Here is a 25,042-nt window from a genome sequence, read left to right as displayed (position 1 = left end):
TCTCCTCGTTGAGAACGGGCGTTGACTGGGGCTGGGTCAGCGGAGGCGGAACGCCTTCATCAGGCGCAGGCTCCGGCTCATGAACGCCGCGTACTTCTCGTCGTCCATGCCGAGCGAGGGCGCCATCGGCAGCAGCCGCTGGTGGGCGATCGTCTGCGACTCGGTGTACTTGAGGATGCCCTCGGAGCCGTGCCGGCGGCCGAGGCCCGACTCCTTCATGCCGCCCATGGGCGACTGGACGCTGCCGTACGCGGAGGCGTAGCCCTCGTTGATGTTGACCGTGCCGGTGCGCAGACGGGCGGCGATCTCGCGCCCCAGGCGGGCGTCGGTGGTCCACACCGAGGAGTTCAGCCCGTACGACGTGGCGTTGGCGCGATCGACGGCCTCGTCCACCGTCTTGAAGCGGTAGACGGACACGACGGGCCCGAAGGTCTCCTCGCAGCACAGGGTCATGGCGTCCGTGACGCCCTCGAGGACGGTCGGCTCGTAGAAGTACGGCCCGATGTCGGGGCGGGCCACTCCCCCGGTGACGACGCGCGCGCCCTTGCCGACGGCGTCCTCGACGTGCCGCTTCACGGTCTCCAGCTGGTGCCCGCTGACCAGGGAGCCCATGTCCGCTCCGTAGGCCAGGGCGCTGCCCAGCCGCATCGCGCGGGTGCGGGCGGCGAAGCGGTCGAGGAAGGCGTCGGCGACCGAGTCGTGGACGTAGATCCGCTCGATGGACACGCACAGCTGGCCGGCGGAGGAGAAGCAGGCGCGGACGGCGCCTGCCGCCGCCTTCTCGATGTCGGCGTCCTCCAGGACCAGCATGGCGTTCTTGCCGCCGAGTTCCAGCGAGACGCCGACCAGGCGGTCCGCGGCGACCGTGGCGACCTCGCGGCCGGTGCGGGTGGAGCCGGTGAAGGAGACGTAGTCGCCGTGCTTGACGACCTCGGGGCCGATGACCGGGCCGACGCCGATGACGGCCTGGAGCACGTCGGCGGGCAACCCGGCCTCGATCAGCAGGTCACGGGCCCACAGCGCGGTGAGACAGGACTCGGTGTCGGGCTTCATCACGACCGCGTTGCCCGCGACGAGGGCGGGCAGCGCGTCACCGACGGACAGTTCGAAGGGGTAGTTCCACGGGACGATCTGCCCGATCACGCCGCGCGGGTGGCGCAGTTCGGTGACCTTCGTGAGGGTCGGTACGGCGCCGGTGTGCCGCTTGGGCCGCAGGTAGGCGGGGGCCTTGCGGCCGTAGTGCCGGGCGGCGACGGCGACGGCCTGGACCTCCTCGTGGGCGTGCAGGCGGGCCTTGCCGGTCTCCAGCTGGATGAGGTCGAGCACCTCGGCCTGGCGCTCCAGGACCAGGTCGTGGAAGCGCAGCAGGACCGCGGCACGCTGCCGTACCGGCGTGCGTGCCCACACGGCCTGGGCGGCGCGGGCCCGCTCGAAGGCGGCGGCCACGTCCTCGGGCGTCGACTCGGGCAGCTCGGCCAGCTGCTCGCCGGTGAACGGCGTGTGGTTGGCCGTGCGGCCGGAGCCGGCCACGCCCTTGGTGAGCTGGGCGACCAGCTCGGGCGTGACCACGTCGGCCGCGGTGCGGGCGCCCCGGGGGGCGGGGGCGAGAGGGTTCGTGCCGGTGAGGGCCGGGGCCTGCGCGTCCGTCATGAGCCGCAGGGTATGACGCCGGGAGGGGCTTTGTGTACCCGTCGGTAATCGGGATTCACCGAGTGCTCACATGACGCCAGTGATCGCTGGCAACAAACCCGCTGATCAGGGGGTTATCCGGCAGGGCTGGGCCGGATCGCTTCTTTTCGGTCCGGAGCGGGCCGAGCGGCGCCGGCCACCGCCTCCAGGTGCCGCGCGACCTCCTCCGCGTCCGGCCGCCGGGCGGCGTCCTCGTCCCTCAGCCGTTCGATCAGCCCGCCGAGCGGCCCGGCCGGTGACGGGTCCTCGACGGCGGTGTGCAGGAGGGCGCCCAGCGAGCGCAGGTCCGCCGCGGGACCGGCGCCCCGCGAGGACTCCTCGTCCGGTACGCGGGCCGTGCCGAAGTCGGTGAGCACGACGCGGCCGTGCGGGCCGAGCAGGACCTTGGCGGGCCTGACCGCGCGGTGCACGATGCCGACGGCGTGCGCCGCCCGCAGCGCGCCGAGGACCGCGAGGCCCACGCGGGCCGCTTCGGGCACCGTCACCGGGCCGCGCCGGAGCACCTCGTGCAGGGACTCGCCGGGGACCCACTCCATGACGATCCAGGGCAGCCCGTCCAGGCCCGCCTCCTCCACGACCACGTCGTGGATGCGGACGGCCGCGGGGTGGTCGACACGGGCGGCGGCGCGTGCCTCGCGATACAGCCGGTGGGCGGCCCGGCGGTACGTCTCGTCCGCCGGGTCGCCGGGCAGTCGCGGCCGCTTGACGGCGACGTCGCGGGCCGCGTGTTCGTCGAAGGCCCGCCAGACGGTTCCCGAGGCGCCGGAACCGGCCCGCCTCAGCAGCCGGTACCGCTCGCCGACCAGGCGCCCCTGGGATTCCATCAGAGCTGGTCGACCTCCCAGTTGGCGACGACGGTACGGGCGATCTCCCGTCCCTCGTCGGCGAAGTACCCCTTGCGGGGGTAGTCGATCGACACCTTGTACATGTCGCCGTTGTCCGCCCGGTAGTACAGGATGTGGTACTCGCGCTCGCGGGGGTTCTGCGTGTCCGCGGTCGTGTAGGCGATGGTGTTCTCGGCCGCCTTCCTGCCCTTGTACTCGGTCTCGCCCGGTTCACCCCTGGGGGCCGGCTCGTCGGCGAAGTCCCACGAGTACTCGCCGTCCTTGAGCATCTCCCAGTCCGCCCAGGCGTTGGCCCCCGCGGTGTCCGGGATCTTGGCGTCCTTGTCGTCGGCCTTGATGTCGCGGTCCACGTGGACGGTGACCGTGCCGCTGGGATCGGCGAACGACTCGGTGGTGCCGTCCCAGTTGTCGGGGTGCTTCAGCTTCACGAACGCCGCCGGCACGGCCACGCTCATGCCGGGCTTCGCCCCGAGGTCGTGCTTCTTCCACCCGTCCGGCAGGGGCCCCGCGAACGGTTCCGCGACCACCAGGTACGACGCCACCGCCGCCGCGACGACCGCCGCGCCGAGGGTGATCCACGCGTTGCGGCCCAGCCGGACGCTCCACCTGGACACGGGCGCCCGGTCCGGCCCGCCCGGCCCGTCGACCCGTACGACCTGGGTGGGCGCGGGCGCCGGCGGGTTCGCGGCGGCGTCCAGCAGGGCCCGGACCCGGGCGGCGTCCGGGCGGCGCGCCGGGTCCTTGTCCAGCAGGCCCGTGATGACCTCGGCCAGCGGCCCCCGCGCGGCGGCGGGCGGCGCGGGCGTGGCGTTCAGCACGGACTGGAGCGTGGCCGGGGTGTTGCTGCGCCGGAACGGCGAGACGCCCTCGGTCGCCGCGTACAGCACCACGCCCAGCGACCACAGGTCGCTCGCCGGACCGGGGCGCTGGCCCAGCACCCGCTCGGGGGCGATGTACTCGGGCGAGCCGACGAAGCCGCCGGTGTCGGTCAGGTTGGTCTCGCCCTCGATCTGGGCGATGCCGAAGTCGGTGAGGACGACCCGGTCGTACCGGCCGAGCAGCACGTTGTCCGGTTTCACGTCCCGGTGCAGGACGCCGGCCGCGTGGGCGGCCTCCAGCGCGCCGAGCACCTCCAGGCCGATCCTGGCCGCCTCGCGGGCGCCGAGCGTGCCCTCCTGGAGGGCGTCGCCCAGCGAACGGCCCCGCACCAGCTCCATCACGATCCACGGCTGCCCGTCCACCACTGCCACGTCGTGCACGTCGACCACGGCGGGGTGGTCCAGCCGGGCCGCCGCACGTGCCTCGCGGCGCATCCGCTCGAAGGCGTTGTCCCGTTCGCGTTCGGGAAGGTGGTCGGGGACGCGGGGCTCCTTGACGGCCACCTCGCGGTCCACGGTCTCGTCCTTCGCCCGCCACACCGTGCCCATACCGCCGTGCCCGAGCTTGGCGATCAGCCGGTAGCGCCCGGCGATGAGCCGTCCGGCGCCGGGTTCCGCCGCGCCCGCCGCCGAGGACTCCGGCCGTGCCTGGGCGTGCGCGTCCCGCGGTCCCCCGGGCCCCGCCGGCTCCCGGGGCGGCACGACCTGGGTGGGTGCCGCGTACGGGTTGCCGGGATGCGGTACGCCGACGGGCGGATTCGGTGGTCGCAGGCCAAAACTCGTCGGCTCGTCCGACCCGTTGCGGGGTCCCCCGTTGCTGCTCATGGCTCCATCCATATCGCGCCGGACGCGTCCGTATCCACCACTCGTGGCGCCCGGTCACAGACCCGTGACGCGGGCTGCCGCTTATCTCCTGTTTAGGTCCGTTGCGGGGGACGAGGGCGGGGAGAAGGACGCCGAGGTGGGCGGTGACACGGGGTCCTCCGAAGGCGTCACCGTCGCCGAACTGGTCGGCGTACCGCCCCCGTCGCCGTCCGCGTCCGCCAGCAGCGCCGCCGCCGTGACGCCGGCGCCGGCCGCGGCGACCACCAGCAGCACCCCCATGAGCACGCCCCGCGTCACGTTGCGGGGCCCGTCGGCCCGCGTCGGCGCGGGGGTCCGGCCCGTGGCCAGGAAGGCGCGCAGCATCCGTTCCGCCTCCGCCGCGTCCAGCCGCCGGGCCGGGTCGCGCTCCAACAGGCCCTGGACGACCGGAAGGAGGGGGCCGGCCTGGGCGGGCGGGCGGATCTCCTCGGTGACCACGGCGTGCAGGACGCCGCCCAGCGAGTCGCGGTGGAAGGGCGAGGAGCCGCTGAGGATCGCGCAGAGCAGCACACCCACCGACCACAGGTCGGACTCCGGGCCCGTCCCGGCACCCGACATCCGCTCCGGGGCCGTGTACTCGGGGGATCCGACGAAGGAGCCGGTCTCGGTGAGTGTGGTGGCGCCCGCGACCTGGGCCACCCCGAAGTCGGTGAGCACGACCCGGCCGTCCTCGGCCACCAGCACGTTCGACGGCTTCACGTCCCGGTGCAGGATGCCGGCCGCGTGCGCGGTGCGCAGGGCGTCGAGCAGCGCGATGCCGATGCGGGCGGCCTCGCCGGCACCGACCGGGCCGTGGCTGAGGACGCGGTCGGCGAGCGAACCGCCGTCGACCAGTTCCATGACCATGTAGGCCCGCTCCGCGTCCTCGACGACGTCGTGCACGACGATGACGTGCGGATGCCTCAGCTGTGCGACCGCGCGCGCCTCGCGCAGGGTGCGTTCACGGCGCCGCCGGGCCTCGGCCGCGGACAGGGACTCGTCGAGGGGGAGGGCCTTCACCGCCACCTCGCGGGCGAGCAGTTGGTCGGTGGCCCGCCACACGATGCCCATGCCGCCGTGGCCGAGCCGCTCATGGAGCCGGTACCGGCCCGCGATGACACGCCCGCCCGCCCCCTCGGTCACCATGCGTCCCATCATGCCCCACCGGACGGAGCGGCTCCGGGCAGCCGGGACCGGGGTGGCCGACAACCGACGGGCGTCCGCACACGGTGGCGACGGCTTCCGGCCACGGGCCGTGGCGTCCGGTCCCGGGCGCCCGCCCGGAGCGCCCGGCCCGGGCGCCTCGCGCGGTGCGCGTCAGGCCGTCCTCTCCTGCCAGCTCTGGAGCACCGCCGCGAACTGCCGCCGCACGGTGGGCCAGTCGCCGGCCGGCCCCGACATGTTGAGGGCGTACTCGACGCCGTCCCGGGACATGTACGTCTGGGACACGGCGCGGCGCGGGCCGGGGAAGGGCGTGTCCTTGGCCAGCGCGGTCCAGGTGTACTCCCACCGGGCGCTGTCGCGGTCGCGGTAGGTGGTCCGCTCCAGGGCGACGCGCCGGTAGTCGACCAGCCGTTGGAGCTGTACCTCCAGGTCGAGCTGGTGGGCGTACGGGTCGTTGTAGTCGGGGGCGGTGTCGACGGAGACGCGCAGGACGTGCTCACCGCCGTCGGGGGTGTAGTCGACCTGCTGGAGTTCGCCGGAGTCGTCGAACTCCGTGCGCTGCCACTCCTCGGGGAGATGGAGGCTGAAACCCAACGGGTCGTCGCGGCGGGGCCAGTCGGCCGGAACGGAGCCTGAGGGGTCCTGGCCCGTCGTGGCGGAGGGGGAGGCGGACGACGGCGAGGGGGAGCGGTCCGGGCCGGCCGACGCGCCGCTCCCGTCCCGCTGCTGGAGCACCACGGCGGTGCCCGCGCCGATGAGCGCCGCGACGGCGACGACCAGGGCGAGCGTACGCAGCCGGCCGCGCCGGGAACGCCCGGGCGCGGCGCCCCCGTGCCCGGCCGGCGCGTGTCCGGACGCCGGATGTCCCGTCGCCGTGGGACCGACCGTGGCGGGACCGACCGCCGTCGGACCGGTCGTGGACCGGCCGGGGGCCGACCGGCCGGTCGTCGTCGGGCCGGTCGCCGACGGGTACAGCGGAGCGCCCGCCGGTCCGGTGGCCGACGGGTACGGTGCCGCGCCCGCCGGGCCCGCGGCCCGCTGATGGAGCGTGTCGCCCTGCCGGGACGGCCCCCCGTACCGCGTCGGCACGTACGCCTGGGCCTCGTTCGGCCGCCGTCCCTCCGCCGCCTGCGCGAGCATCTGCTCGGTCGCGGTCGCGTCGGGCCGCGCGCCCGGCTCCTTGTGCAGCAGGGCGCCGATGACGGGCGCGAGCGGACCGGCGTACCGGGGCTCGGCGGCCTCCTCCTCGACGACCGCCTGCATGGTGGTCAGCGGTGAGGTGCGGCGGAACGGCGACCTGCCCTCCACCGCCGTGTACAGCGTCGCCCCCAGCGCCCACAGGTCGGAGGCGGGGCCGGGATCGTGACCGCGGACGCGCTCGGGGGCCAGGTAGTCGACGGAGCCGACGACCTCTCCGGTGCGCGTGATGGTGGAGTCGCCCTCGATCTGCGCGATGCCGAAGTCGGTGAGCAGCACCCGCCCGTCGTCGGCGAGCAGCACGTTGCCCGGCTTGACGTCACGGTGCAGTACGCCGGCGGTGTGCGCGGCGCGCAGGGCCCGCAGCACCCACAGGCCGATCCGGGCCGCCTCGCGCGCCTCGACCCGCTCCTCCTCCTTCACCGCGTCGGCCAGTGAACGGCCCTCGACCAGCTCCATGACGATCCACGGCCGGCCGTCGTGTTCGAGTACGTCGTGCACGGTGACGACGGCCGAGTGGTTGATCCGTGCCGCCGCGCGCGCCTCGCCCCGGGTACGCGCCAGCAGGATCGCCTGGTCGCTCTCGGAGACGTAGAGCGCGGCGGTCAACTCCTTGATGGCGACGGTCCGGTGCAGCACCTCGTCGTGTGCCCGCCACACGCGGCCCATGCCGCCGCTGCCGATCGCCTCGCCGAGCCGGTAACGGCCCGCTACGAGCCGGCCCTGCATCTGATTCACGTCGCCCCGCAATGTGTCTTGTCAGGGCCAGACTAGGGACCGGCCCGCCTCCGCGGAACGGTCGGGGTGGCACGGAAACCGCTCTGTGACGGTTGTCGCTTTCCGTGACGGGAGGCAACCATCGTGGCCGACCGGGGTCAGCCCGTGTACCGGTAGGTCGCCGAGGCCTGTTCGAACAGCCGGGTCACCTGGTCCCGTTCCGACTCCGGGCCGCGCACCTGCACCACGTGGTAGCGCCCGTCGATCAGGATCGCGACGTTGCGCACGTACAGCTCGCCGCCGTCGGCCGCGGTCCAGGTGAACTGCCCCTCCGCCATGGTCCGTCCGCCGACCTCGATGGTCTTCAGTCCGCTGGAGGTGGCCCAGCTGGAGGCGCGGTAGGACTCCAACTCGGGTTCGCTGTCGCGCTGGTAGGCCATCGGGTCGTCGCCGTGCTCGCTCGCGCGGTCCCGGCCCGGCACCACGATGAGCCGGTAGTCGCCCTGGGCGTAGACCACCTGGCCGCTGCCGTTGCGAGGGGTGCGGTCCCAGCCCTCGGCGACGGCCACGCGGAAGCCCTCCGGGTCCTCGCGCAGGGCGAACCCGTCGGCGACGGCGGGGTCGTTGGACTGCGTCTCGGTGGAACCGGCCTCCGTGTCCGAGGCGCTCGGGCCGTCCTCGGGTGACGTCTGGTCGGGCCGGGGCTCGCTGCTGACGTCCGGCGACCCTTCGGGGGGTGCCTCGCTCGCCTCGCCGGCGGCGCCCGTGCGGTCGGTGGCGCCGGTGGCGCCGGGATCGCTCTTCGGCATGAGGAACATGGCGTACGCGACCGCGCCGGCCAAGGCGAGCAGTATCAGCAGGAGCAGTGTCCGGCCGAGGCTGCGCGGGGAACGGGACGCCTCCCGCCGGTCCCGCTTGTGCCGGCCGTGGTGCGCGGGGAGCCCGGCGCGCCGCCTGCGCACCAGCTCGCCCCGGCGGCGCACGATGGGCAGCCTGCCGGTCTCGACGGGCGGCGCCGCGATGACGTGCAGGCCGGCCTCCGGCTCGGGCGCCGACCGCACCAGGGAGCGCAGCCAGCCGCTCAGCTCCTCGAAGTCGATGCGCTCGGTGGGGTCCTGACGCAGCAGCGACTCCACGACCGGCCGCAGCGGCCCGCACTCCTCGGCGAACGCCGGCGGCTCGGCGCACACGATCTGCACCAGCTCGGCCGTCGAGTCCTCCGGATACGGCGCGTGTCCCTGTACGGCACGGAAGAGCAGCGCGCCCAGCGCCCACAGGTCGGTGGCGGGTCCGATCGGCGCGGCCAGCTGCCAGTTCTCGTGCACCGGCCCGGCCTGTTCCGGCGCCCAGCGCTCGGTCACGGGCCCGACCACGGCCATGCGGGTCTGCCGCGCGCGTTCGGCGGCGAGCGCGGTGGCCGGACCGCGCGGCGCGGGCGTACGGGCGACCAGGTCGTCCCAGCGCCCGGCGGGCCCGGCAGCCGGCTCCGGCGCCGGTGCGGGGCCGGCCGCCTGGGCGGGGAGCCCGGCGGGGGCGGGGTCGCCGACGGGCCGGGGGGCCGACCCGTGCCAGGAGGTCGTACGTACGCCGTAGGGGTCGGCGATCCGGCCGGGTGGGGCGGCGTCGGGCGGGACGGCGTCGGGTCCGGTGCCGTCCTGACCGGTCGCTTCGGCGGGTCCGCCGGTTACGGGCGGGGCGCCGGGACCGTCGGGGTGGGGCGGACGCGGGCCCTGGGGGCCGGCTCCGAAGGGTCCGGGTTCCGCGCCGGAGCCGGCGGCGTACCGCTCCGGACCGGCCAGGGGCGGGAACCGCCCGCCCCCGCTCGCACCGGGCCCGGCGCCGTCGTCGTCGGGGGCGGGGCGGGCGCCGGGCAGGGCGGTGCGGCCGCCCTGCGCCTCCTGGACGCGGGCCGCGGCACGGGCGCCCGCGCGGTACGCGGCGATCGCCCCGGCGCGCGCGGCACGGACGTCCCCGCTCTCGAGCGACGCGGGCGCGCGCCCCGCGGACGCCCCGCCGGGCCCCTGCGCCCCGGGCAGCCCGCCGACGCCCCGCGCCTCGATGGCGGCCCGCCGGGCGGCCTCGGGATCACCACCGCCGGGCCGGGGCAGCCCGGCCCGCGCGCCGTGCGGCCCGGTGATCCCGGCCTGCCCACCCGCGTGCCCGGTGGGCCGGGCTCCCGGACGACCCGGGCCGGTGCCCCCGGCCCTCGTGCCACCCCCGCCGGTGCCCCCGGCTCCCGCACCGGTGCCGCGGCCGAAGGTGCCGTCAGGGGCGGTCGCGCCCCCGCCCTCGTCGCCGTCGTCGCCCTCCGGGGCGGGCACCGGGTCGTAGCCGCACAGCGCCTCCTCCGCCGCCCCGACCGCCAGGCCGGTCAGCATCACGCGCCCGTCGTCGCAGACGAGCACGGTGCGCGCGGTGATGTTGCGGTGCACCCAGCCGTACGAGTGGAGGACCCGCAGCGCCAGCAGGACGTCGGAGGCCACCTCGGCCGCCCGGTACGGCGTCAGCGACTGCTCGGCGAGCAGCGCGGCCAGCGGTCTGGCGGCCACCAGCTCACTGACGATCCACAGCGAACCGCCCTCGGCGAACACGTCGAAGACCTGGTCCAGGCGCGGGTGGTCGGGGACGGCGGCCGCGGCCTGCGCGGCCTCGACGGCACGGCGCACCACCGGGTCGGCGGGCCGCCGGATCCCGCCCCGCGCGCCGGGCTGCCGTCCGCCGGGGTGCCGCGCGCCGCCGACCCGGGCCGTGAAGCCGTCGGGCAGGCCGTCCGCGTCGAGCACCTCCGCCTCGACGACCTCGGGCAACGGCACCTGCCGGACCAGTACTTCCTGGCCGCTGTAGGTGTCGAAGGCGCGGGTCTCGGTCAGTTCGTACTCGTCGGACGGCGGCAGGGGCAGGCGGTAGCGGTCGGCGAGCACCCGTCCCGCATAGTCGTCCACGTCGCCACCCCCGGCAGCCCGTCGGTCAATTCCGTTCGCCCGGCGGGCCGTTCCGGCTGCGTACGGTCCGCAAGCACTCACGATACGTGCCGGAGGCAACCCGCAAAGAGGGGATGCCAGATATCCGCCCCCTCAAACCCGTCCCGGCCCCGGTCCCGTGGGCTCAGGACTTCGGCGTGAAGGTCTTCGTCAGCGTCTGCCAGGTGTCCCGGCGCAGGTCACCGTCCCAGTCGGCGGCCTTCGCGGTGTACATGAGCGCGTACCCCTGGTGGTCGTCGACGACGAACCCCCGGTCCACGGTGCGGAACTTGGTACCGCCGTCGGTGTAGGTGAACTCCCAGTCGGCCGCGTTCCAGCCCCGGTAGCCCACCTTCTCTATGCGGATCTTCTTGTACTGGGAGCGGACCATGTACCGCTCCTGGTTCTTCCAGTCGGCGACCGGGTCGCCCTTGGGCGTGGACGTCCAGGCGACGAGCAGCTTCTGCCCGTCCGGGCCGGTGAAACGGTCCCCCGCGGACCCGGTGGACCGGAACTTCCAGCCCTCGGGCAGGCCGATGGAGTAACCCTGGGAGCCCTTGTGGGTCGTGGCCGCGCCCTCGTCGTCCGCCTTCCCGGAGTCGTCCGGCCCGGCACCGGCCCCGGCCTCGTCCGAGGCGCTCGCGCTCGTCTCCGGGGCGGCGTCCGAGGCGCCGTCGGTCGCCGGGCCCGAGGCAGAGCCGTCCGCGCCGGTCCCGGTCTCCTCGTCCTGCCTGGTCTCGTCGCTCGCGGTGGCGGCGGTCCGGTCACCGCTGCCGCCCCCGGCGCCCTTCTCGTCGTCGCCGCCGAGCGTGAGGGCCAGCACGGTGCCGAGCACGGCGAGCGCCACGATCACGGCGATGACCACCAGTGTCCGGCGCGGCACCACGTCGGTGAGCGGTGCCCGGGGCGCGGGCCGGGGCGGCAGGTCCGGCGGCGGCACGACGGGCCAGCCGGAACTCCGGTTGCCCGACGACGCGTTCGACGTGCCGCGCCCCGAAGCCTCGCCGGCACGGGCCCCGGCACCGGTCCCCGCTCCGGTCCCCGGCGCCGACGCGGCGGCGGACGCGGCACCGGCCGCGCCACCCCCGACGGCGGCCTTGCGCACGGAACGCAGCGCCCCGCGCAGCCGCTCCCCGGCCTCCTCGCCCCTCCTGCTCCCGGCGCCCGCCGCACCGCCCCGGCGGGAGTGCGCGTCCGGCTGCTCGGGCAGCGGCACGACCTTGGTGGCGTCGGCCGGTTCGGCCTCGGCCGAGGTGTCCGGGGCGTGGATGACCTTGTTGAGCATCGCGCGGGCGCCCGCGTCGTCGAGCCGCTGGGCGGGGTCCTTGTTGAGCAGCCCGTAGATGACGTCCCGCAGCGGGCCGGCGTTCTTCGGCTCCTCCAGGTTCTCCGTCATCACCGCGGTGAGCGTGGCGATCGCGGAGCCCTTGTCGTAGGGCGGGGTGCCCTCGACCGCCGCGTACAGCAGCCCGCCTAGCGACCAGAGGTCGGCGGCCGGGCCGGGCTTGTGGCCGCGGGCGCGCTCCGGGGAGATGTAGGAGGGGGCGCCGACCAGCATGCCGGTGGAGGTGACGGACGGGTCGCCCTCGACCTGGGCGATGCCGAAGTCGGTGAGCACGACCCGGCCGTCCTCGGCGATCAGCACGTTGGACGGCTTCACGTCGCGGTGCAGGATGCCCTCGCGGTGCGCCGAGCGCAGCACGTCGAGGACGGCGAGGCCGACCTCGGCGGCGCGCTTCGGCTCCAGCAGACCGTCCTCGCGGATGGCCTCGGCGAGCGACTTGCCCTCGACGAGTTCCATCACGATCCAGGGCCGGTCGTCCTCCTCGACCACGTCGTAGACGGTCACGGCGCTGTTGTTGCGGATCCGCGCGATCGCCTTGGCCTCGCGCAGCGTGCGCGTGATCAGGCGCCGCTTCTCCTCCTCGTCGATGTTCCCCGGGAACCGCAGCTCCTTGACGGCGACCGTGCGTCCCAGGGTCTCGTCCTCGGCCCGCCACACCGTCCCCATGCCGCCGCGGCCGAGCACGTCCCCCAGCCGGTAACGCCCGGCGAGGAGACGTGCACTCTTGTCCGTACGGGGTGTCCCCGCCCGCTCCGCGTCCGACATGCGTCCCCTCATGCAACCCGCCCTGACAGAGCCTTCATTGTCTCTCACCCGACAAGTGCTCCACGCCCAGGGTGCCCCTCGTGCCGACGGGGCGCGGACACGGGCCGCGTGGCGCACTGACCCCACGTCACCCGTGTCCCTCCGGTCCCTGCCGTGGGCCCTACCGCGGCACGATGTCCGGTGCCCCCAGCCGGGCCGCGTCGGCCGTCAGGTCGTCCGGCTGGCGCTGCGACTCCCGCTCGGCCTCGACCCGCTTCTCGTAGTGCTCGACCTCCCGTTCGACCTGGTCCTTGTCCCACCCCAGCACCGGCGCCATCAGCTCGGCGGCCTCGCGGGCGCTGCGCGTGCCCCGGTCGAAGGTCTCGATGGAGATGCGGGTGCGACGGGTCAGTACGTCGTCCAGGTGGCGCGCGCCCTCGTGCGAGGCGGCGTAGACGATCTCGGCGCGCAGGTAGTCTTCGGCGGCGTGCAGCGGCGCGCCCAGCGACGGGTCGGCGGTGATGAGCTCCAGCACCTCCTCCGCCATCGCCCCGTACCGGTTGAGCAGATGCTCCACGCGGACGACGTGCAGGCCGGTGCGCGCGGCGATCCGGGCCCGCGCGTTCCACATGGCCCGGTACCCCTCCGCGCCGAGCAGCGGCGTGTCCTCGGTGACGCACTCGGCGACCCGCAGGTCGAGCCCGTGCACCGCCTCGTCCACGGCGTCCTTGGCCATCACCCGGTACGTCGTGTACTTGCCGCCCGCCACGACGACCAGGCCGGGCACCGGGTGCGCGACGGTGTGCTCGCGCGACAGCTTGCTGGTCGCGTCGGACTCGCCGGCCAGCAGCGGGCGCAGCCCGGCGTAGACGCCCTCGACGTCGTCGCGCGTGAGCGGCACGTGCAGCACGGAGTTGACGTGCTCCAGCAGGTAGTCGATGTCGGCGCTGGAGGCGGCGGGGTGGGCCTTGTCGAGGTCCCAGTCGGTGTCCGTGGTGCCGATGATCCAGTGCCGGCCCCAGGGGATGACGAACAGCACGGACTTCTCGGTGCGCAGGATGAGCCCGGTGCTGGAGTGGATGCGGTCCTTCGGCACGACCAGGTGGATGCCCTTGGAGGCCCGCACGTGGAACTGGCCGCGCTCGCCCACCATCGACTGGGTGTCGTCCGTCCACACCCCGGTCGCGTTCACCACCTGCTTGGCGCGGATCTCGTACTCCCCGCCCGCCTCGACGTCCTGCACGCGCGCGCCGACCACCCGCTCGCCCTCGCGGATGAAGGAGGTGACCCGCGCGCGGTTGGCGACCTGGGCGCCGTACGCCGCCGCCGTGCGCACCAGCGTCGTCACGAACCGGGCGTCGTCCATCTGGGCGTCGTAGTACTGGAGCGCGCCGACCAGCGCGTCCTTCTTCAAGGCGGGTGCCACCCGCAGGGCGTGAGAGCGGCTCAGGTGACGGTGCATCGGCAGGCCCCGGCCGTGTCCGCGGGCCATGGACATGGCGTCGTAGAGCGCGACGCCCGACCCGGCGTACAGCCGCTCCCAGCCCTTGTGCTGCAAGGGGTAGAGGAAGGGCACCGGCTTCACCAGGTGCGGCGCGAGCCGCTCCAGGAGCAGGCCGCGCTCCTTCAGCGCCTCCCGTACGAGGGCGAAGTCCAGCATCTCCAGATAGCGCAGGCCGCCGTGGATCAGCTTGCTGGACCTGCTGGAGGTGCCCGACGCCCAGTCCCGCGCCTCGACCAGGCCGGTGGACAGGCCACGCGTCGCCGCGTCGAGCGCGGTGCCCGCGCCGACCACGCCCGCGCCCACCACCAGCACGTCCAGCTCGCGCTCGGCCATGGCCGCGAGCGACTCGGCGCGCCGCGCCGGCCCCAGGGTCGCTGTCCTCACTGCTGCCTCCCGCTGTCGTTCGCGTCGGCCGCACCCGTCGGGCGTAGCCCGTTCCCTGTACCCACCATGCCCAGATTCTGACCTGCCCGCCCGACATCGGCCGCCGCGCGGCCCCCAGCCTGTGGACAACTCCCCCGGGGCCGTCCGCCGGCCCGCCGCGGGCGCTCGACACTCACCCGAAACTCGGCGGATCAATCCCACAAATCGGTCATATTTACTCCTAGTCTGACGTTGTGCTCGCCCATCCTGTCCACCGGGCTTGCGCACCTGTCCCGCTTCGGTTACTGGGAAGGACGGCCCACGCCATGCCCGCAGATCTCGCCGTCATCGGACTCGGCCCGTACGGCCTGCCCCTGGCCCAGGCCGCCGTCGCCGCCGGCATCCCCACCCTCGGCTACCGCACCGGCCCCGAGGCCGACCCGCTCACCCCCGCCGAGGTGCGCCGGATGCTCGCGACGGGCTTCCGCACCCCCTCCGGACCGGCCGAGCTGGGCCGGGTCCGCACCGCCGTCATCTGCGCCCCGACCCCGCCGGGCGCGGACGGCGGCCTGGACCTCACCCAGGTCGAGGCCGCCGCCCGCACCCTGGCCGCCCACATGCGCCCGCACACCACGGTCATCCTGGAGTCCCCCGTGCGCCCCGGGACGACGGAGGAGTTCCTGCGCCCGATCCTGGAGCAGGGCTCCGGCCTGCGAGCCGGACGCGACTTCCACCTCGCCTACTCCCCCAGCCGCGTCGACCCCGGCAACCGCGACCACACCCCGGCCAACACCCCGAAGGTCATCGGCGGCCTCACCCCCGCCTGCACCGAGTCCGCCGCCACCTTCTACGGCCGCCTCACCGACAAGGTCGTCCGGGCCCGCGGCCCCCGCGAGGCGGAGACGGTCCAGCTCCTGGAGACGAACTTCCGGCACGTCAACATCGCCCTCGTCAACGAGATGGCCGTCCTCTGCAACGACCTAGGCGTCGACCTGTGGGACGTCCTGCGCTGCGCCGAGACCAAGCCCTTCGGCTTCCAGGCCTTCCGCCCGGGACCCGGCGTCGGCGGCCACTCCGTCCCCCAGGACCTGACCGGCCGCGCCCCGCACAGCCTGCGCATGGTGGAGCTGGCCCAGCAGGTCAACTCCCAGATGCCCCGCTACGTCGTCCAGCGCGCCGCCGCCCTGCTCAACGAGCACGGCAAGTCCGCGCGCGGCGCCCGCGTGCTCCTCCTCGGCGTCACCTACAAGGCCGATCTCGCCGACCAGCAGGCCACCCCGGCCGAGGAAATCGCCACCCGCCTGATGTCGATGGGCGCCGCGGTCAGCTACCACGACCCGCTCGTCCCGTCCTGGAACGTCGCCGGCCGCCCCGTCCCCCGCGCCGACTCCCTCTACGAGACCGCCGCCGACGCCGACCTGACGATCCTCCTCCAGCAGCACCGCACGTACGACCTCCAGGGCCTGTCGGTGAAGGCGCAGCTCCTCCTGGACACCCGGGGCGCCACGCCCACGGGGGCGGCGCACCGGCTCTGACCCGCGGCCGGACACGGACACGGACACGCCGAGGGGCCCGGAGCGATCGCTCCGGGCCCCTCGGTACCGCGTACGGGTGACTACCGCCGGTGCTGCGAGTCCCCGACCGTGACCTCCACGCGCTGGAACTCCTTCAGCTCGCTGTAGCCGGTCGTCGACATCGCCCGGCGCAGCGCGCCGAAGAAGTTCATCGAGCCGTCGGGGTTGCGGGACGGGCCGGTGAGGATCTCCTCGATGGTGCCGACCGTGCCGAGGTCGACCTTCTTGCCGCGCGGCAGCTCCTCGTTGACGGCCTCCATGCCCCAGTGGTTGCCCTTGCCCGGCGCGTCGGTCGCGCGGGCCAGCGGCGAGCCCATCATCACGGAGTCGGCGCCGCAGGCGATCGCCTTGGGCAGGTCGCCGGACCAGCCGACCCCGCCGTCGGCGATGACGTGCACGTACCGGCCGCCGGACTCGTCCATGTAGTCGCGGCGGGCCGCCGCCACGTCCGCCACGGCCGTCGCCATGGGCACCTGGATGCCCAGCACGTTGCGCGTGGTGTGGGCGGCGCCGCCGCCGAAGCCGACGAGGACGCCCGCCGCGCCGGTGCGCATCAGGTGCAGGGCGGCGGTGTACGTGGCGCAGCCGCCGACGATCACCGGGACGTCCAGCTCGTAGATGAACTGCTTCAGGTTCAGCGGCTCGTGCGAACCGGAGACGTGCTCCGCCGAGACCGTGGTGCCGCGGATGACGAAGATGTCGACGCCCGCGTCCACGACGGCCTTGGAGAACTGGGCGGTGCGCTGCGGGGAGAGCGCGGCGGCGGTGACCACGCCCGAGTCGCGCACCTCCTTGATGCGCTGCCCGATCAGCTCCTCCTTGATCGGAGCCGCGTAGATCTCCTGGAGGCGGCGGGTCGCGTTGTCCGTGTCCAGCTCGGCGATCTCGTCGAGCAGCGGCTGCGGGTCCTCGTACCGGGTCCAGAGCCCTTCCAGGTTCAGGACGCCCAGGCCGCCCAGCTCGCCGATGCGGATGGCGGTGGCCGGGGAGACGACCGAGTCCATGGGAGCGGCCAGGAACGGCAGCTCGAAGCGGTAGGCGTCGATCTGCCAGGCGATCGAGACCTCCTTCGGGTCCCGCGTACGGCGGCTGGGGACGACGGCGATGTCGTCGAAGGCGTACGCCCGGCGGCCGCGCTTGCCGCGCCCGATCTCGATCTCAGTCACGTCTGTGGCCTTTCCCTGATGCGTTGCAGCGCCTTCCAGTATCCCCGACGGACACGCCGGGGCACCGCAGAGGGCGGCCCCGGAGGTCCGGGGCCGCCCTCGGGCAGGCCGCTGCTACTTGTTGCGGCTGTAGTTCGGTGCCTCGACCGTCATCTGGATGTCGTGCGGGTGGCTCTCCTTGAGGCCGGCGGAGGTGATCCGCACGAACCGCCCGTTGTCCTGGAGGTCGGGCACGGTCCGGCCGCCGACGTAGAACATCGACTGGCGCAGGCCGCCGACCAGCTGGTGGACGACCGAGGAGAGCGGGCCGCGGTAGGGCACCTGGCCCTCGATGCCCTCGGGGACCAGCTGCTCGTCGGAGGCGACGCCCTCCTGGAAGTAGCGGTCCTTGGAGAACGACTTGCGGTCGCCGCGGGTCTGCATGGCGCCCAGCGAGCCCATGCCGCGGTACGACTTGAACTGCTTGCCGTTGATGAACATCAGCTCGCCCGGCGACTCCTCGCAGCCCGCGAGCAGCGAGCCCAGCATCACCGTGTCGGCGCCGGCGACCAGGGCCTTGGCGATGTCGCCGGAGTACTGGAGGCCACCGTCGCCGATGACCGGGATGCCGGCCGCCTTGGCGGCGAGCGACGCCTCGTAGATGGCGGTGACCTGCGGGACGCCGATGCCGGCGACGACGCGGGTGGTGCAGATGGAGCCGGGGCCGACGCCGACCTTGATGCCGTCCACGCCGGCGTCGATGAGGGCCTGGGCGCCGTCGCGGGTGGCGATGTTGCCGCCGATGACGTCGACGCCGGAGGAGTTCGACTTGATCTTGGCGACCATGTCGCCGACCAGGCGGGAGTGGCCGTGCGCGGTATCGACGACGATGAAGTCGACGCCCGCCTCGATCAGCGCCTGGGCGCGCTCGAAGGCGTCACCGGCGACGCCGACCGCGGCGCCGACCAGCAGCCGGCCCTCGCCGTCCTTGGCGGCGTTGGGGTACTTCTCGGCCTTGACGAAGTCCTTGACCGTGATCAGGCCCTTGAGGACGCCGTGGTCGTCGACGAGCGGCAGCTTCTCGATCTTGTGGCGGCGCAGCAGCTCCATGGCGTCCGCGCCGGAGATGCCGACCTTGCCGGTGACCAGGGGCATCGGGGTCATGACCTCGCGCACCTGCCGGGAGCGGTCGGTCTCGAAGGCCATGTCGCGGTTGGTGACGATGCCGAGCAGCTTCTTGTTGCCGTCGGTGACCGGGACGCCGCTGATGCGGAACTTGGCGCACAGCGCGTCGGCCTCGCCGAGGGTGGCGTCCGGGTGGATGGTGATGGGGTCGGCCACCATGCCCGACTCGGAGCGCTTGACCAGGTCGACCTGGTTGGCCTGGTCCTCGATGGACAGGTTGCGGTGGAGAACGCCGACGCCGCCCTGGCGGGCCATCGCGATCGCCATGCGCGACTCGGTGACCTTGTCCATGGCGGCGGACAGCAGCGGGATGTTGACCCGCACGTTCTTGGAGACGTACGAGGCGGTGTCGATCTCGTCGGGTGCCATGTCCGACGGGCCCGGCAGCAGCAGCACGTCGTCGTAGGTCAGCCCGAGTGTCGCGAATTTCTCGGGCACTCCGTCGACGTTGGCAGTCATGACACCTTCCCCAAATGGCCTTGATCGGTGCGGATGTCCATGCTAACGGGAAGCGGAGGTGGCTCATTCCACGATCAAGAACCCGTTCGGCGTTCGTAGCTTCCTACGGGCACCGGCCACCGCCCGTTCACCTCGGGAGCTACTGCTCCGCCAGGGCCCGCAGCCGGCTCAGCGCCCGGTGCTGGGCGACCCGCACGGCTCCGGGTGACATTCCCAACATCTGTCCCGTCTCCTCGGCCGTGAGCCCGACGGCGATGCGCAGCAGGAGCAGCTCCCGCTGGTTCTCCGGCAGGTTGGCCAGCAGTTTCTTGGCCCAGGCGGCGTCGCTGTTGAGCAGCGCGCGCTCCTCCGGACCGAGGGAGTCGTCCGGCCGCTCGGGCATCTCGTCGGACGGGACGGCCGTCGAACCGGGGTGCCGCATCGCCGCGCGCTGGAGGTCGGCGACCTTGTGGGCGGCGATGGCGAAGACGAACGCCTCGAAGGGGCGCCCGGTGTCCTTGTAGCGGGGCAGCGCGAGCAGCACCGCGACGCAGACCTCCTGGGCGAGGTCCTCGACGAAGTGCCGGGCGTCGCCGGGCAGGCGGGACAGACGCGTACGGCAGTAGCGCAGCGCCAAGGGGTGGACATGGGCGAGCAGGTCGTGCGTGGCCTGCTCGTCCCCGTCGACGGCGCGGTGTACGAGCCCACCGACCGTCCCTTGGTCGGGGGCCGCCTCGTCGTCACGCATCGGTCCATGGTGCCTTGCGGCCGTCCGATCCGTGGCGTCGCGCCCGTTGTTGTGCACCGAAGCGTTATGAGCAGGTGCGCCGGAACTCATCCCCTGCGCCCTCCCCTCCCGCTCGACCGACTCGTCCCCGAGGAACTCCACACCTCAAGGATGCGTCATCCGCGGCGAAACGAGCAGCGGGCACTCGGCGGGTCGCCTTGTCACCCCCGCCCACCTCGCGATAAGCGGGGATCGCCGCGCCCCCGACGGACCCCTCGGGTCTCGACCGCACGGGGTGCTCCTAGCGGACCAGGCCCCACCGGAAGCCGAGCGCCACCGCGTGTGCCCGGTCCGAGGCGCCGAGCTTCTTGAAGAGCCGCCGGGCGTGGGTCTTGACGGTGTCCTCGGAGAGGAACAGCTCGCGGCCGATCTCCGCGTTGGAGCGGCCGTGGCTCATGCCTTCCAGGACCTGGATCTCACGCGCGGTGAGGGTGGGCGCGGCGCCCATCTCGGCCGAGCGCAGCCGGCGCGGGGCGAGCCGCCAGGTCGGGTCGGCGAGGGCCTGCGTGACCGTGGCGCGCAGTTCGGCGCGCGAGGCGTCCTTGTGCAGGTAGCCGCGGGCACCGGCGGCGACCGCGAGGGCCACGCCGTCCAGGTCCTCGGCGACGGTGAGCATGATGATGCGCGCGCCGGGGTCGGCGGACAGCAGCCGCCGGACGGTCTCGACGCCGCCCAGGCCGGGCATGCGCACGTCCATCAGAATCAGGTCCGAGCGGTCGGCACCCCAGCGGCGGAGGACTTCCTCGCCGTTGGCGGCCGTCGTCACGCGCTCGACGCCGGGCACGGTCGCGACCGCGCGGCGGAGCGCCTCTCGGGCAAGCGGGGAGTCGTCGCAGACGAGGACGGAAGTCATGGCCGTCCTCCGCAGCTGATGCGCGTCACGTTGAGCCTCCAGGCTGGTACGAAATCGTCACCTGTGCGGTCGACCGTCCCGGACGCCCGCCCGAGCACTTGTTCCTTCAACCGCCTCCGCACTCTCAACGACGGTCACTCGAAAGAGTTACGGGGCTGTGTGTCGTCTTCGGCACTCTACGTGAGGGGGCGGCCACGCAGCAGACATGCGCGTGGGACCCGCGCCGTTTCATCACAACCGATGCCCCATTTAGCCGCTTTTCTTCCGCTTCGCTGGTGTCTGCGACTAGATTCGCAATGAGTCATATTTTCATCTCCTTAGATCGTAGTTGTACGGTCGTGGGCACCGTATCCACCCAGATCGGCTGCAAGGGGTCACGCAATGGCAGATTTCTCCCGCCTTCCAGGACCGAACGCGGACCTGTGGGACTGGCAGCTCCTGGCTGCGTGCCGCGGGGTGGACAGCTCGCTCTTCTTCCATCCGGAGGGCGAACGCGGGGCGGCGCGGAGTGCTCGTGAGAACTCGGCCAAGGAGGTCTGCATGAGGTGCCCGGTCCGCGCCGAGTGCGCGGCGCACGCGCTGGCGGTGCGTGAGCCGTACGGCGTGTGGGGCGGGCTGACCGAGGACGAGCGCGAGGAACTCATGGGAAGAGCCCGCAACCGCCTGATGGCGGCGACGGCACCGGCCGGCGGGGAGGCGGCCGCACATCACTGACTGAAGGCATCACCGACTGAAGGAACGTTTCTCTTGGGCACGGGCGCCGAGCCGCGCCCGGCCCTCAGCGCGCCGCCGACTGGCGGGACCCCGCCCCGGCCAGCTCGTCCAGCGTCGCCGTCACCGCCGGCACCTGGGCCAGGTCGGGCAGGGTGAGCGCGACGATCTCCCGCCGCACCGCCGGCTCCAGCGTCACCGTGCGCACCCCCCGGGGCCGTACGGACTCGACGGCGAGCTGGGGCAGGACGGCCACGCCCAGACCCGCGCCGACCAGACCGACGACGGCCGGGTAGTCGTCGGTCGCGAAGTCGATGCGGGGCGTGAAGCCGGCGCCCTCGCAGACCTCGACCAGCTGGCCCCGGCAGCGCGGGCAGCCGGCGATCCACGGCTCCCGGGCCAGCTCGCCGATGGCGACGGACTCCGCGTGCGCGAGCCGGTGCCCCTCGGGGACCAGCGCCACCAGGCGGTCGGTCAGCAGCGGCCGTACGACCAGGTCGTCCCACTCCTCCGCGCCGGACGCGTCCTCGTAGCGGAAGGCGAGCGCCACGTCGCAGTCGCCCTCGCGCAGCAGCTCCACGGACTTCGGCGGCTCGGCCTCCTCCAGGAACACGCGGGTGCCGGGGTGCGCGGCGCGCAGCGCGGCCAGGGCGGTCGGCACGAGGGTGGAGCTGCCGCTGGGGAAGGAGACCAGGCGGACCCGTCCGGCGCGCAGCCCGGCGATGGCGGCGACCTCCTCCTCGGCGGCCGTCAGCCCGGCGATGATGCCGGCGGCGTGCCGCACCAGCGCCTCACCGGCCTGGGTCAGCCGCATCTCGCGGCCGGTGCGCACGAGCAGCGGGGTGCCGACGGAGGTCTCCAGGGCCTTCATCTGCTGGCTGACGGCGGGCTGGGTGCAGCCCAGCTCCCGGCCGGCGGCGGAGAAGGAACCGGTCGACGCCACGGCGCGCAGCACACGGAGATGACGAGCCTCGATCACGCCTCTGAGGATAAGCGACCCTTTGACCGAACGCCGAATAATGCGTCGCCGCTTTGATGAGGGCTGTCCTACCGTTCCGCCATGAAGCTTCTGTCTGTCAATCTGGGCCGCGCGACGGCCGTGCCGTACACGGACCATCCCGAGGGCGTCACCGGCATCGACAAGCGGCCGGCCGACGGGACGGTCCGCGTGAGCGCGCCGGGGCCGAAGGGCGTCGGGGCGAGCGGACTGGCCGGCGACACGGTGTGCGACACCCGGCACCACGGCGGTGACGACCAGGCGGTCTACGCGATGGCGCGCGAGGACATGGACGACTGGGAGCGCGAGCTGGGCCGCCGGCTGCCGAACGGCTCCTTCGGCGAGAACCTCACCACCACGGGCGTGGACGTCTCGGGCGCCCGGATCGGCGAGCGCTGGCGGGTCGGCCCGGACCTGGTGCTGGAGGTCACCTGCGGCCGCATTCCCTGTCGTACCTTCCAGGGCCATCTGGGTGAGCGGCGGTGGGTGCGGCGCTTCACGGAGAAGGGCGCGCCGGGCGCGTACCTGCGGGTGATCGAGCCCGGGGCGATCCGGGCGGGCGACGCGGTCGAGATCGTCCACCGGCCCGGCCACGAGGTGACGGTGGCCCTGCAGTTCCGGGCGGCGACGACGGAGCGGGAGCTGCTGCCCCGGCTGCTCGCGGCGGGCGAGGCCCTGCACCCGGAGTCGCTGGCGGCGGCCCGCAAGTACGTGGGGGCGCACGGCGCCTGACCCGGCCTCACCGGTGCCCGCCCCGCTGGACCTCCACGCTTCGCGCTGCCGGTGAGCGAAGCGGACGCGCCCGGTCCAGGCCCATAACCTTGCGCCATGACAACGGCATTGATTACGGGATCGACCGCGGGCATCGGCGCCGCGTTCGCGCGTCGGCTGGCGGCCGACGGACACGACCTGGTGCTGGTCGCCCGCGACACCAAGCGGCTGCGCGAGCAGGCGACCGAACTGCACGACCGGCACGGCATCGAGGCGGAGGTGCTGACGGCCGACCTGGCGACGGACGCCGGCATCGACGCGGTGGCCGCCCGGCTGGGTGAGCGCAGACGCCCCGTCGACCTGCTGGTCAACAACGCCGGCTTCGGCAACAAGGGCCGTTTCCTCGAGGTCTCCATGGCCGACGAGCTGACGATGCTCAAGGTGCACTGCGAGGCGGTGCTCCGGCTGACCTCGGCGGCGACGGAGGCGATGCGCGAGCGGGGCCGCGGGGGCGTGGTCAACGTGGCCTCGGTCGCGGCCTTCGTCCCGCGCGGCACCTACGGCGCCTCCAAGGCGTGGGTCGTGCAGTTCACCCAGGGCGTCGCGAAGGACCTGGCCGGCAGCGGGGTGCGGCTGATGGCCCTGTGCCCCGGCTTCGTGCGCACGGAGTTCCACGAGCGGGCCGGGATGGGCACGGACAACATCCCGAACTGGATGTGGCTGGACGCCGACAAACTGGTCGCGGCGGCGCTGGACGACCTGGCGCGGGGGAAGTCCGTGTCCATTCCCGACCCGCGCTACAAGGCCCTGATGGGCGCGGCGAAGCTGGTGCCCCGGGGGATGCTGGGCGGCCTCACGTCGCGGACGGGGCGCAAGTACGGGCCGCGGTAAGGGGGCAGGCGAGGCCCGGTCGTCACCCGAACGTGTGATCCATCCCGGTCCGGCCCCTGGCCGGGTGCGGTGTGACGTAGCGTCAGGTGGCTGCGCCCGCGGCGGGCGGGAGGTCGCAGGCCGGTGAGGGAGAGGGCGGCATCGGGTGAGTGCGGGCACGGGTGGCCGGGACGGACTGTTCGTCGACGGCATCAGGAGGGGGCGTACGGAGGGGCCTGGGGACGGCGTCGCGGAGGACGGGGTCGCGGAGGACGGGGTGGCGGAGGACGGAGCGGCAGAAGGCGGTACGCGGCGGGCGGTCGCCGTCGGGGCGGTTCCGGGGGTGGTGGGCGGCAGTGCGGCGGTGATGTTCTCCGACCTCCGTCCCTCCTCACCCCCGTCCCCCTCCCCTTCTCCCTCGGGCTCACCGTCGGCCGGTGGCTCCGCCCCGGGTGCCCCCTCCGCGCCGCTGCCCCGGGCCCGTACCGCCGCACGGCCCGAAGCGCCGGACCGGCGTGCGAAGAGGCGGTCGGCGAAGATCGCGCAGCGGATCGTGCCGGACGACCTCCAGCCCGAGGTACTGCGCCTGGAGCTGACCGAACTCGGGGACGCGTTCCGGGCGTACCAGCGGCGGCCCGAACCCGACCTCGCCCTCCTCGCCGGACTCCACGACCGCAAGGCCCGCGCCTTCACCGCGTGGGCGGCCGCCACCGGCGACGCGTCCCTGCGGGAGGAAGCGGACCGGGCGGCGGCGGCCGCGCGGACCACCCGCGAGATGAACGCCAACCGCCTCGGCCTCACGGTGGACGGGGAAGGACCGGTGGTCCAGCGGTTGCTGACCCGGGGTCAGGGCGCGCACGCCCGTGGCGTGCTGGAGTACGTCCGGGTCCACGCCCCGCTCCCCGGGGCCGAGGCGCGGCTCGCGGTGCTCATGCTCGCCCTGCGGGCCGCGCGCGCCGGCACGGGGAACGTCACCGGGCAGGACCTCGGCGGCTGGTTGCAGGGCGATGCCGAGCGGGTGCTCCAGGAACTCGTCGACGTCGGCTGGCTGTTGCTGCCGGACGAGGTCACCGTCGCCGACGCGCTGGACTCACGGCCCGAGGAACCCACCCAGGTCACCGTCCCCTCGCTGCTGCCCGCCGAGCGCCGTCCGCTCTCCTTCGGCAAGGTCACCCGCGCACGGCTGTCGGGGTGGGCGCAGCGGGTGGTGGGCGACCGGAAGCTGCGGAAGAAGAAGGCGGGCGCCGCCACCCGGCTCCTCGCGGTGTACACCGCCGCCCACAGCCGTCCCGACGGGGGTCTCGGCGAGCGGGGCGAAGGCGCCGGGGACGACGGTCTCGATCTCGGCGCGGTCGCCTCGTTCTGCGGACTGCGGCCCGAGGACGTCGCCGGGCACGCCGGACCTCTGGTCGCCGCCGACTGGCTCGCGGAGGCCGACACCGCCGGGGGCCGGCTGCGGGGGCGGCTCGGCGAGCGGGTCCTGCCGCTGAGCGGGTTGCTGTGACGGCTCCTCGGTGACACG

The 25,042-nt window shown here is 73.9% G+C and carries 17 protein-coding genes and 1 pseudogene; 5 read left to right on the top strand and 13 right to left on the bottom strand.

Annotation, left to right across the window (positions count from 1 at the left end):
- Positions 1 to 36: 36 nt before the first annotated feature.
- From ACFIF2_RS09495 to ACFIF2_RS09460, 8 genes and pseudogenes are all read right to left on the bottom strand, one after another.
- Positions 37 to 1,650: a succinic semialdehyde dehydrogenase gene (locus ACFIF2_RS09495; protein WP_395572077.1), complete on the bottom strand. Its 1,614-nt coding sequence runs from the start codon at positions 1,648 to 1,650 to the stop codon at positions 37 to 39.
- 149 nt (positions 1,651 to 1,799) lie between these two features.
- A pseudogene (locus ACFIF2_RS09490) lies at positions 1,800 to 2,513 on the bottom strand (serine/threonine-protein kinase); the annotation flags it as partial.
- On the bottom strand, positions 2,513 to 4,237 hold the full coding sequence (locus ACFIF2_RS09485; protein WP_395572076.1) for a serine/threonine-protein kinase: 1,725 nt from the start codon (positions 4,235 to 4,237) through the stop codon (positions 2,513 to 2,515). The pseudogene ACFIF2_RS09490 and the gene ACFIF2_RS09485, both read right to left, overlap by 1 nt.
- 81 nt (positions 4,238 to 4,318) lie before the next feature.
- Positions 4,319 to 5,410 carry a serine/threonine-protein kinase gene (locus tag ACFIF2_RS09480; protein ID WP_395572212.1) on the bottom strand — a complete coding sequence of 364 codons (1,092 nt, stop codon included), beginning with the start codon at positions 5,408 to 5,410 and terminating at the stop codon, positions 4,319 to 4,321.
- A 162-nt stretch (positions 5,411 to 5,572) separates the two neighbouring features.
- A complete protein-coding gene (locus ACFIF2_RS09475; protein ID WP_395572211.1) occupies positions 5,573 to 7,345 on the bottom strand; it encodes a protein kinase in 1,773 nt (590 codons plus the stop codon).
- Between the two features lie 146 nt (positions 7,346 to 7,491).
- On the bottom strand, positions 7,492 to 10,275 hold the full coding sequence (locus ACFIF2_RS09470; RefSeq protein ID WP_395572075.1) for a protein kinase: 2,784 nt from the start codon (positions 10,273 to 10,275) through the stop codon (positions 7,492 to 7,494).
- 163 nt (positions 10,276 to 10,438) lie between these two features.
- Entirely contained in the window at positions 10,439 to 12,403 is a 1,965-nt protein-coding gene (locus ACFIF2_RS09465; protein WP_395572210.1) for a protein kinase, read from the bottom strand.
- A 160-nt stretch (positions 12,404 to 12,563) separates the two neighbouring features.
- Positions 12,564 to 14,270: a glycerol-3-phosphate dehydrogenase/oxidase gene (locus ACFIF2_RS09460; RefSeq protein ID WP_395572074.1), complete on the bottom strand. Its 1,707-nt coding sequence runs from the start codon at positions 14,268 to 14,270 to the stop codon at positions 12,564 to 12,566.
- Between the two features lie 305 nt (positions 14,271 to 14,575).
- On the opposite strand from ACFIF2_RS09460, the gene ACFIF2_RS09455 reads away from it, so the two are divergent.
- The gene (locus ACFIF2_RS09455) at positions 14,576 to 15,784 is read left to right on the top strand and encodes a nucleotide sugar dehydrogenase (protein WP_395572073.1); all 1,209 of its coding nucleotides are present in this window, start codon (positions 14,576 to 14,578) and stop codon (positions 15,782 to 15,784) included.
- Positions 15,785 to 15,864: 80 nt separating this feature from the next.
- Here the strand turns inward: ACFIF2_RS09455 and ACFIF2_RS09450 are convergent, their stop codons facing one another.
- From ACFIF2_RS09450 to ACFIF2_RS09435, 4 genes are all read right to left on the bottom strand, one after another.
- On the bottom strand, positions 15,865 to 16,989 hold the full coding sequence (locus ACFIF2_RS09450; RefSeq protein ID WP_395572072.1) for a GuaB3 family IMP dehydrogenase-related protein: 1,125 nt from the start codon (positions 16,987 to 16,989) through the stop codon (positions 15,865 to 15,867).
- Between the two features lie 114 nt (positions 16,990 to 17,103).
- The gene (gene guaB, locus ACFIF2_RS09445) at positions 17,104 to 18,612 is read right to left on the bottom strand and encodes an IMP dehydrogenase (RefSeq protein WP_395572071.1); all 1,509 of its coding nucleotides are present in this window, start codon (positions 18,610 to 18,612) and stop codon (positions 17,104 to 17,106) included.
- Between the two features lie 139 nt (positions 18,613 to 18,751).
- A complete protein-coding gene (locus tag ACFIF2_RS09440; protein WP_019329587.1) occupies positions 18,752 to 19,339 on the bottom strand; it encodes a sigma-70 family RNA polymerase sigma factor in 588 nt (195 codons plus the stop codon).
- 280 nt (positions 19,340 to 19,619) lie between these two features.
- Positions 19,620 to 20,231: a response regulator transcription factor gene (locus ACFIF2_RS09435; protein ID WP_003948568.1), complete on the bottom strand. Its 612-nt coding sequence runs from the start codon at positions 20,229 to 20,231 to the stop codon at positions 19,620 to 19,622.
- A 381-nt stretch (positions 20,232 to 20,612) separates the two neighbouring features.
- Between ACFIF2_RS09435 and ACFIF2_RS09430 the strand changes: the two genes are divergently transcribed.
- Entirely contained in the window at positions 20,613 to 20,945 is a 333-nt protein-coding gene (locus ACFIF2_RS09430) for a WhiB family transcriptional regulator (RefSeq protein WP_395572070.1), read from the top strand.
- Between the two features lie 64 nt (positions 20,946 to 21,009).
- Here the strand turns inward: ACFIF2_RS09430 and ACFIF2_RS09425 are convergent, their stop codons facing one another.
- On the bottom strand, positions 21,010 to 21,921 hold the full coding sequence (locus ACFIF2_RS09425; RefSeq protein WP_395572069.1) for a LysR family transcriptional regulator: 912 nt from the start codon (positions 21,919 to 21,921) through the stop codon (positions 21,010 to 21,012).
- 81 nt (positions 21,922 to 22,002) lie between these two features.
- Here ACFIF2_RS09425 and ACFIF2_RS09420 point away from each other — a divergent pair, with 81 nt between their 5' ends.
- The 3 genes from ACFIF2_RS09420 to ACFIF2_RS09410 all read left to right on the top strand — a co-directional run bounded on the left by ACFIF2_RS09420 (position 22,003) and on the right by ACFIF2_RS09410 (position 25,024).
- A complete protein-coding gene (locus ACFIF2_RS09420; RefSeq protein WP_395572068.1) occupies positions 22,003 to 22,671 on the top strand; it encodes an MOSC domain-containing protein in 669 nt (222 codons plus the stop codon).
- A gap of 96 nt (positions 22,672 to 22,767) precedes the next feature.
- Positions 22,768 to 23,541, top strand: a complete 774-nt coding sequence (locus ACFIF2_RS09415) for an SDR family NAD(P)-dependent oxidoreductase (RefSeq protein ID WP_395572067.1) — start codon at positions 22,768 to 22,770, stop codon at positions 23,539 to 23,541.
- 145 nt (positions 23,542 to 23,686) lie between these two features.
- Positions 23,687 to 25,024, top strand: coding sequence for a hypothetical protein (locus ACFIF2_RS09410; protein WP_395572066.1), 1,338 nt, complete (start codon positions 23,687 to 23,689; stop codon positions 25,022 to 25,024).
- Positions 25,025 to 25,042: the final 18 nt, after the last annotated feature.

The organism is Streptomyces sp. BK79 (assembly GCF_044142145.1).
In the GTDB taxonomy this organism is placed as follows: Bacteria; Actinomycetota; Actinomycetes; order Streptomycetales; family Streptomycetaceae; genus Streptomyces.
Note: the sequence above shows the minus strand (reverse complement) of the source record. Positions and strands in the feature narration are given on the sequence as shown.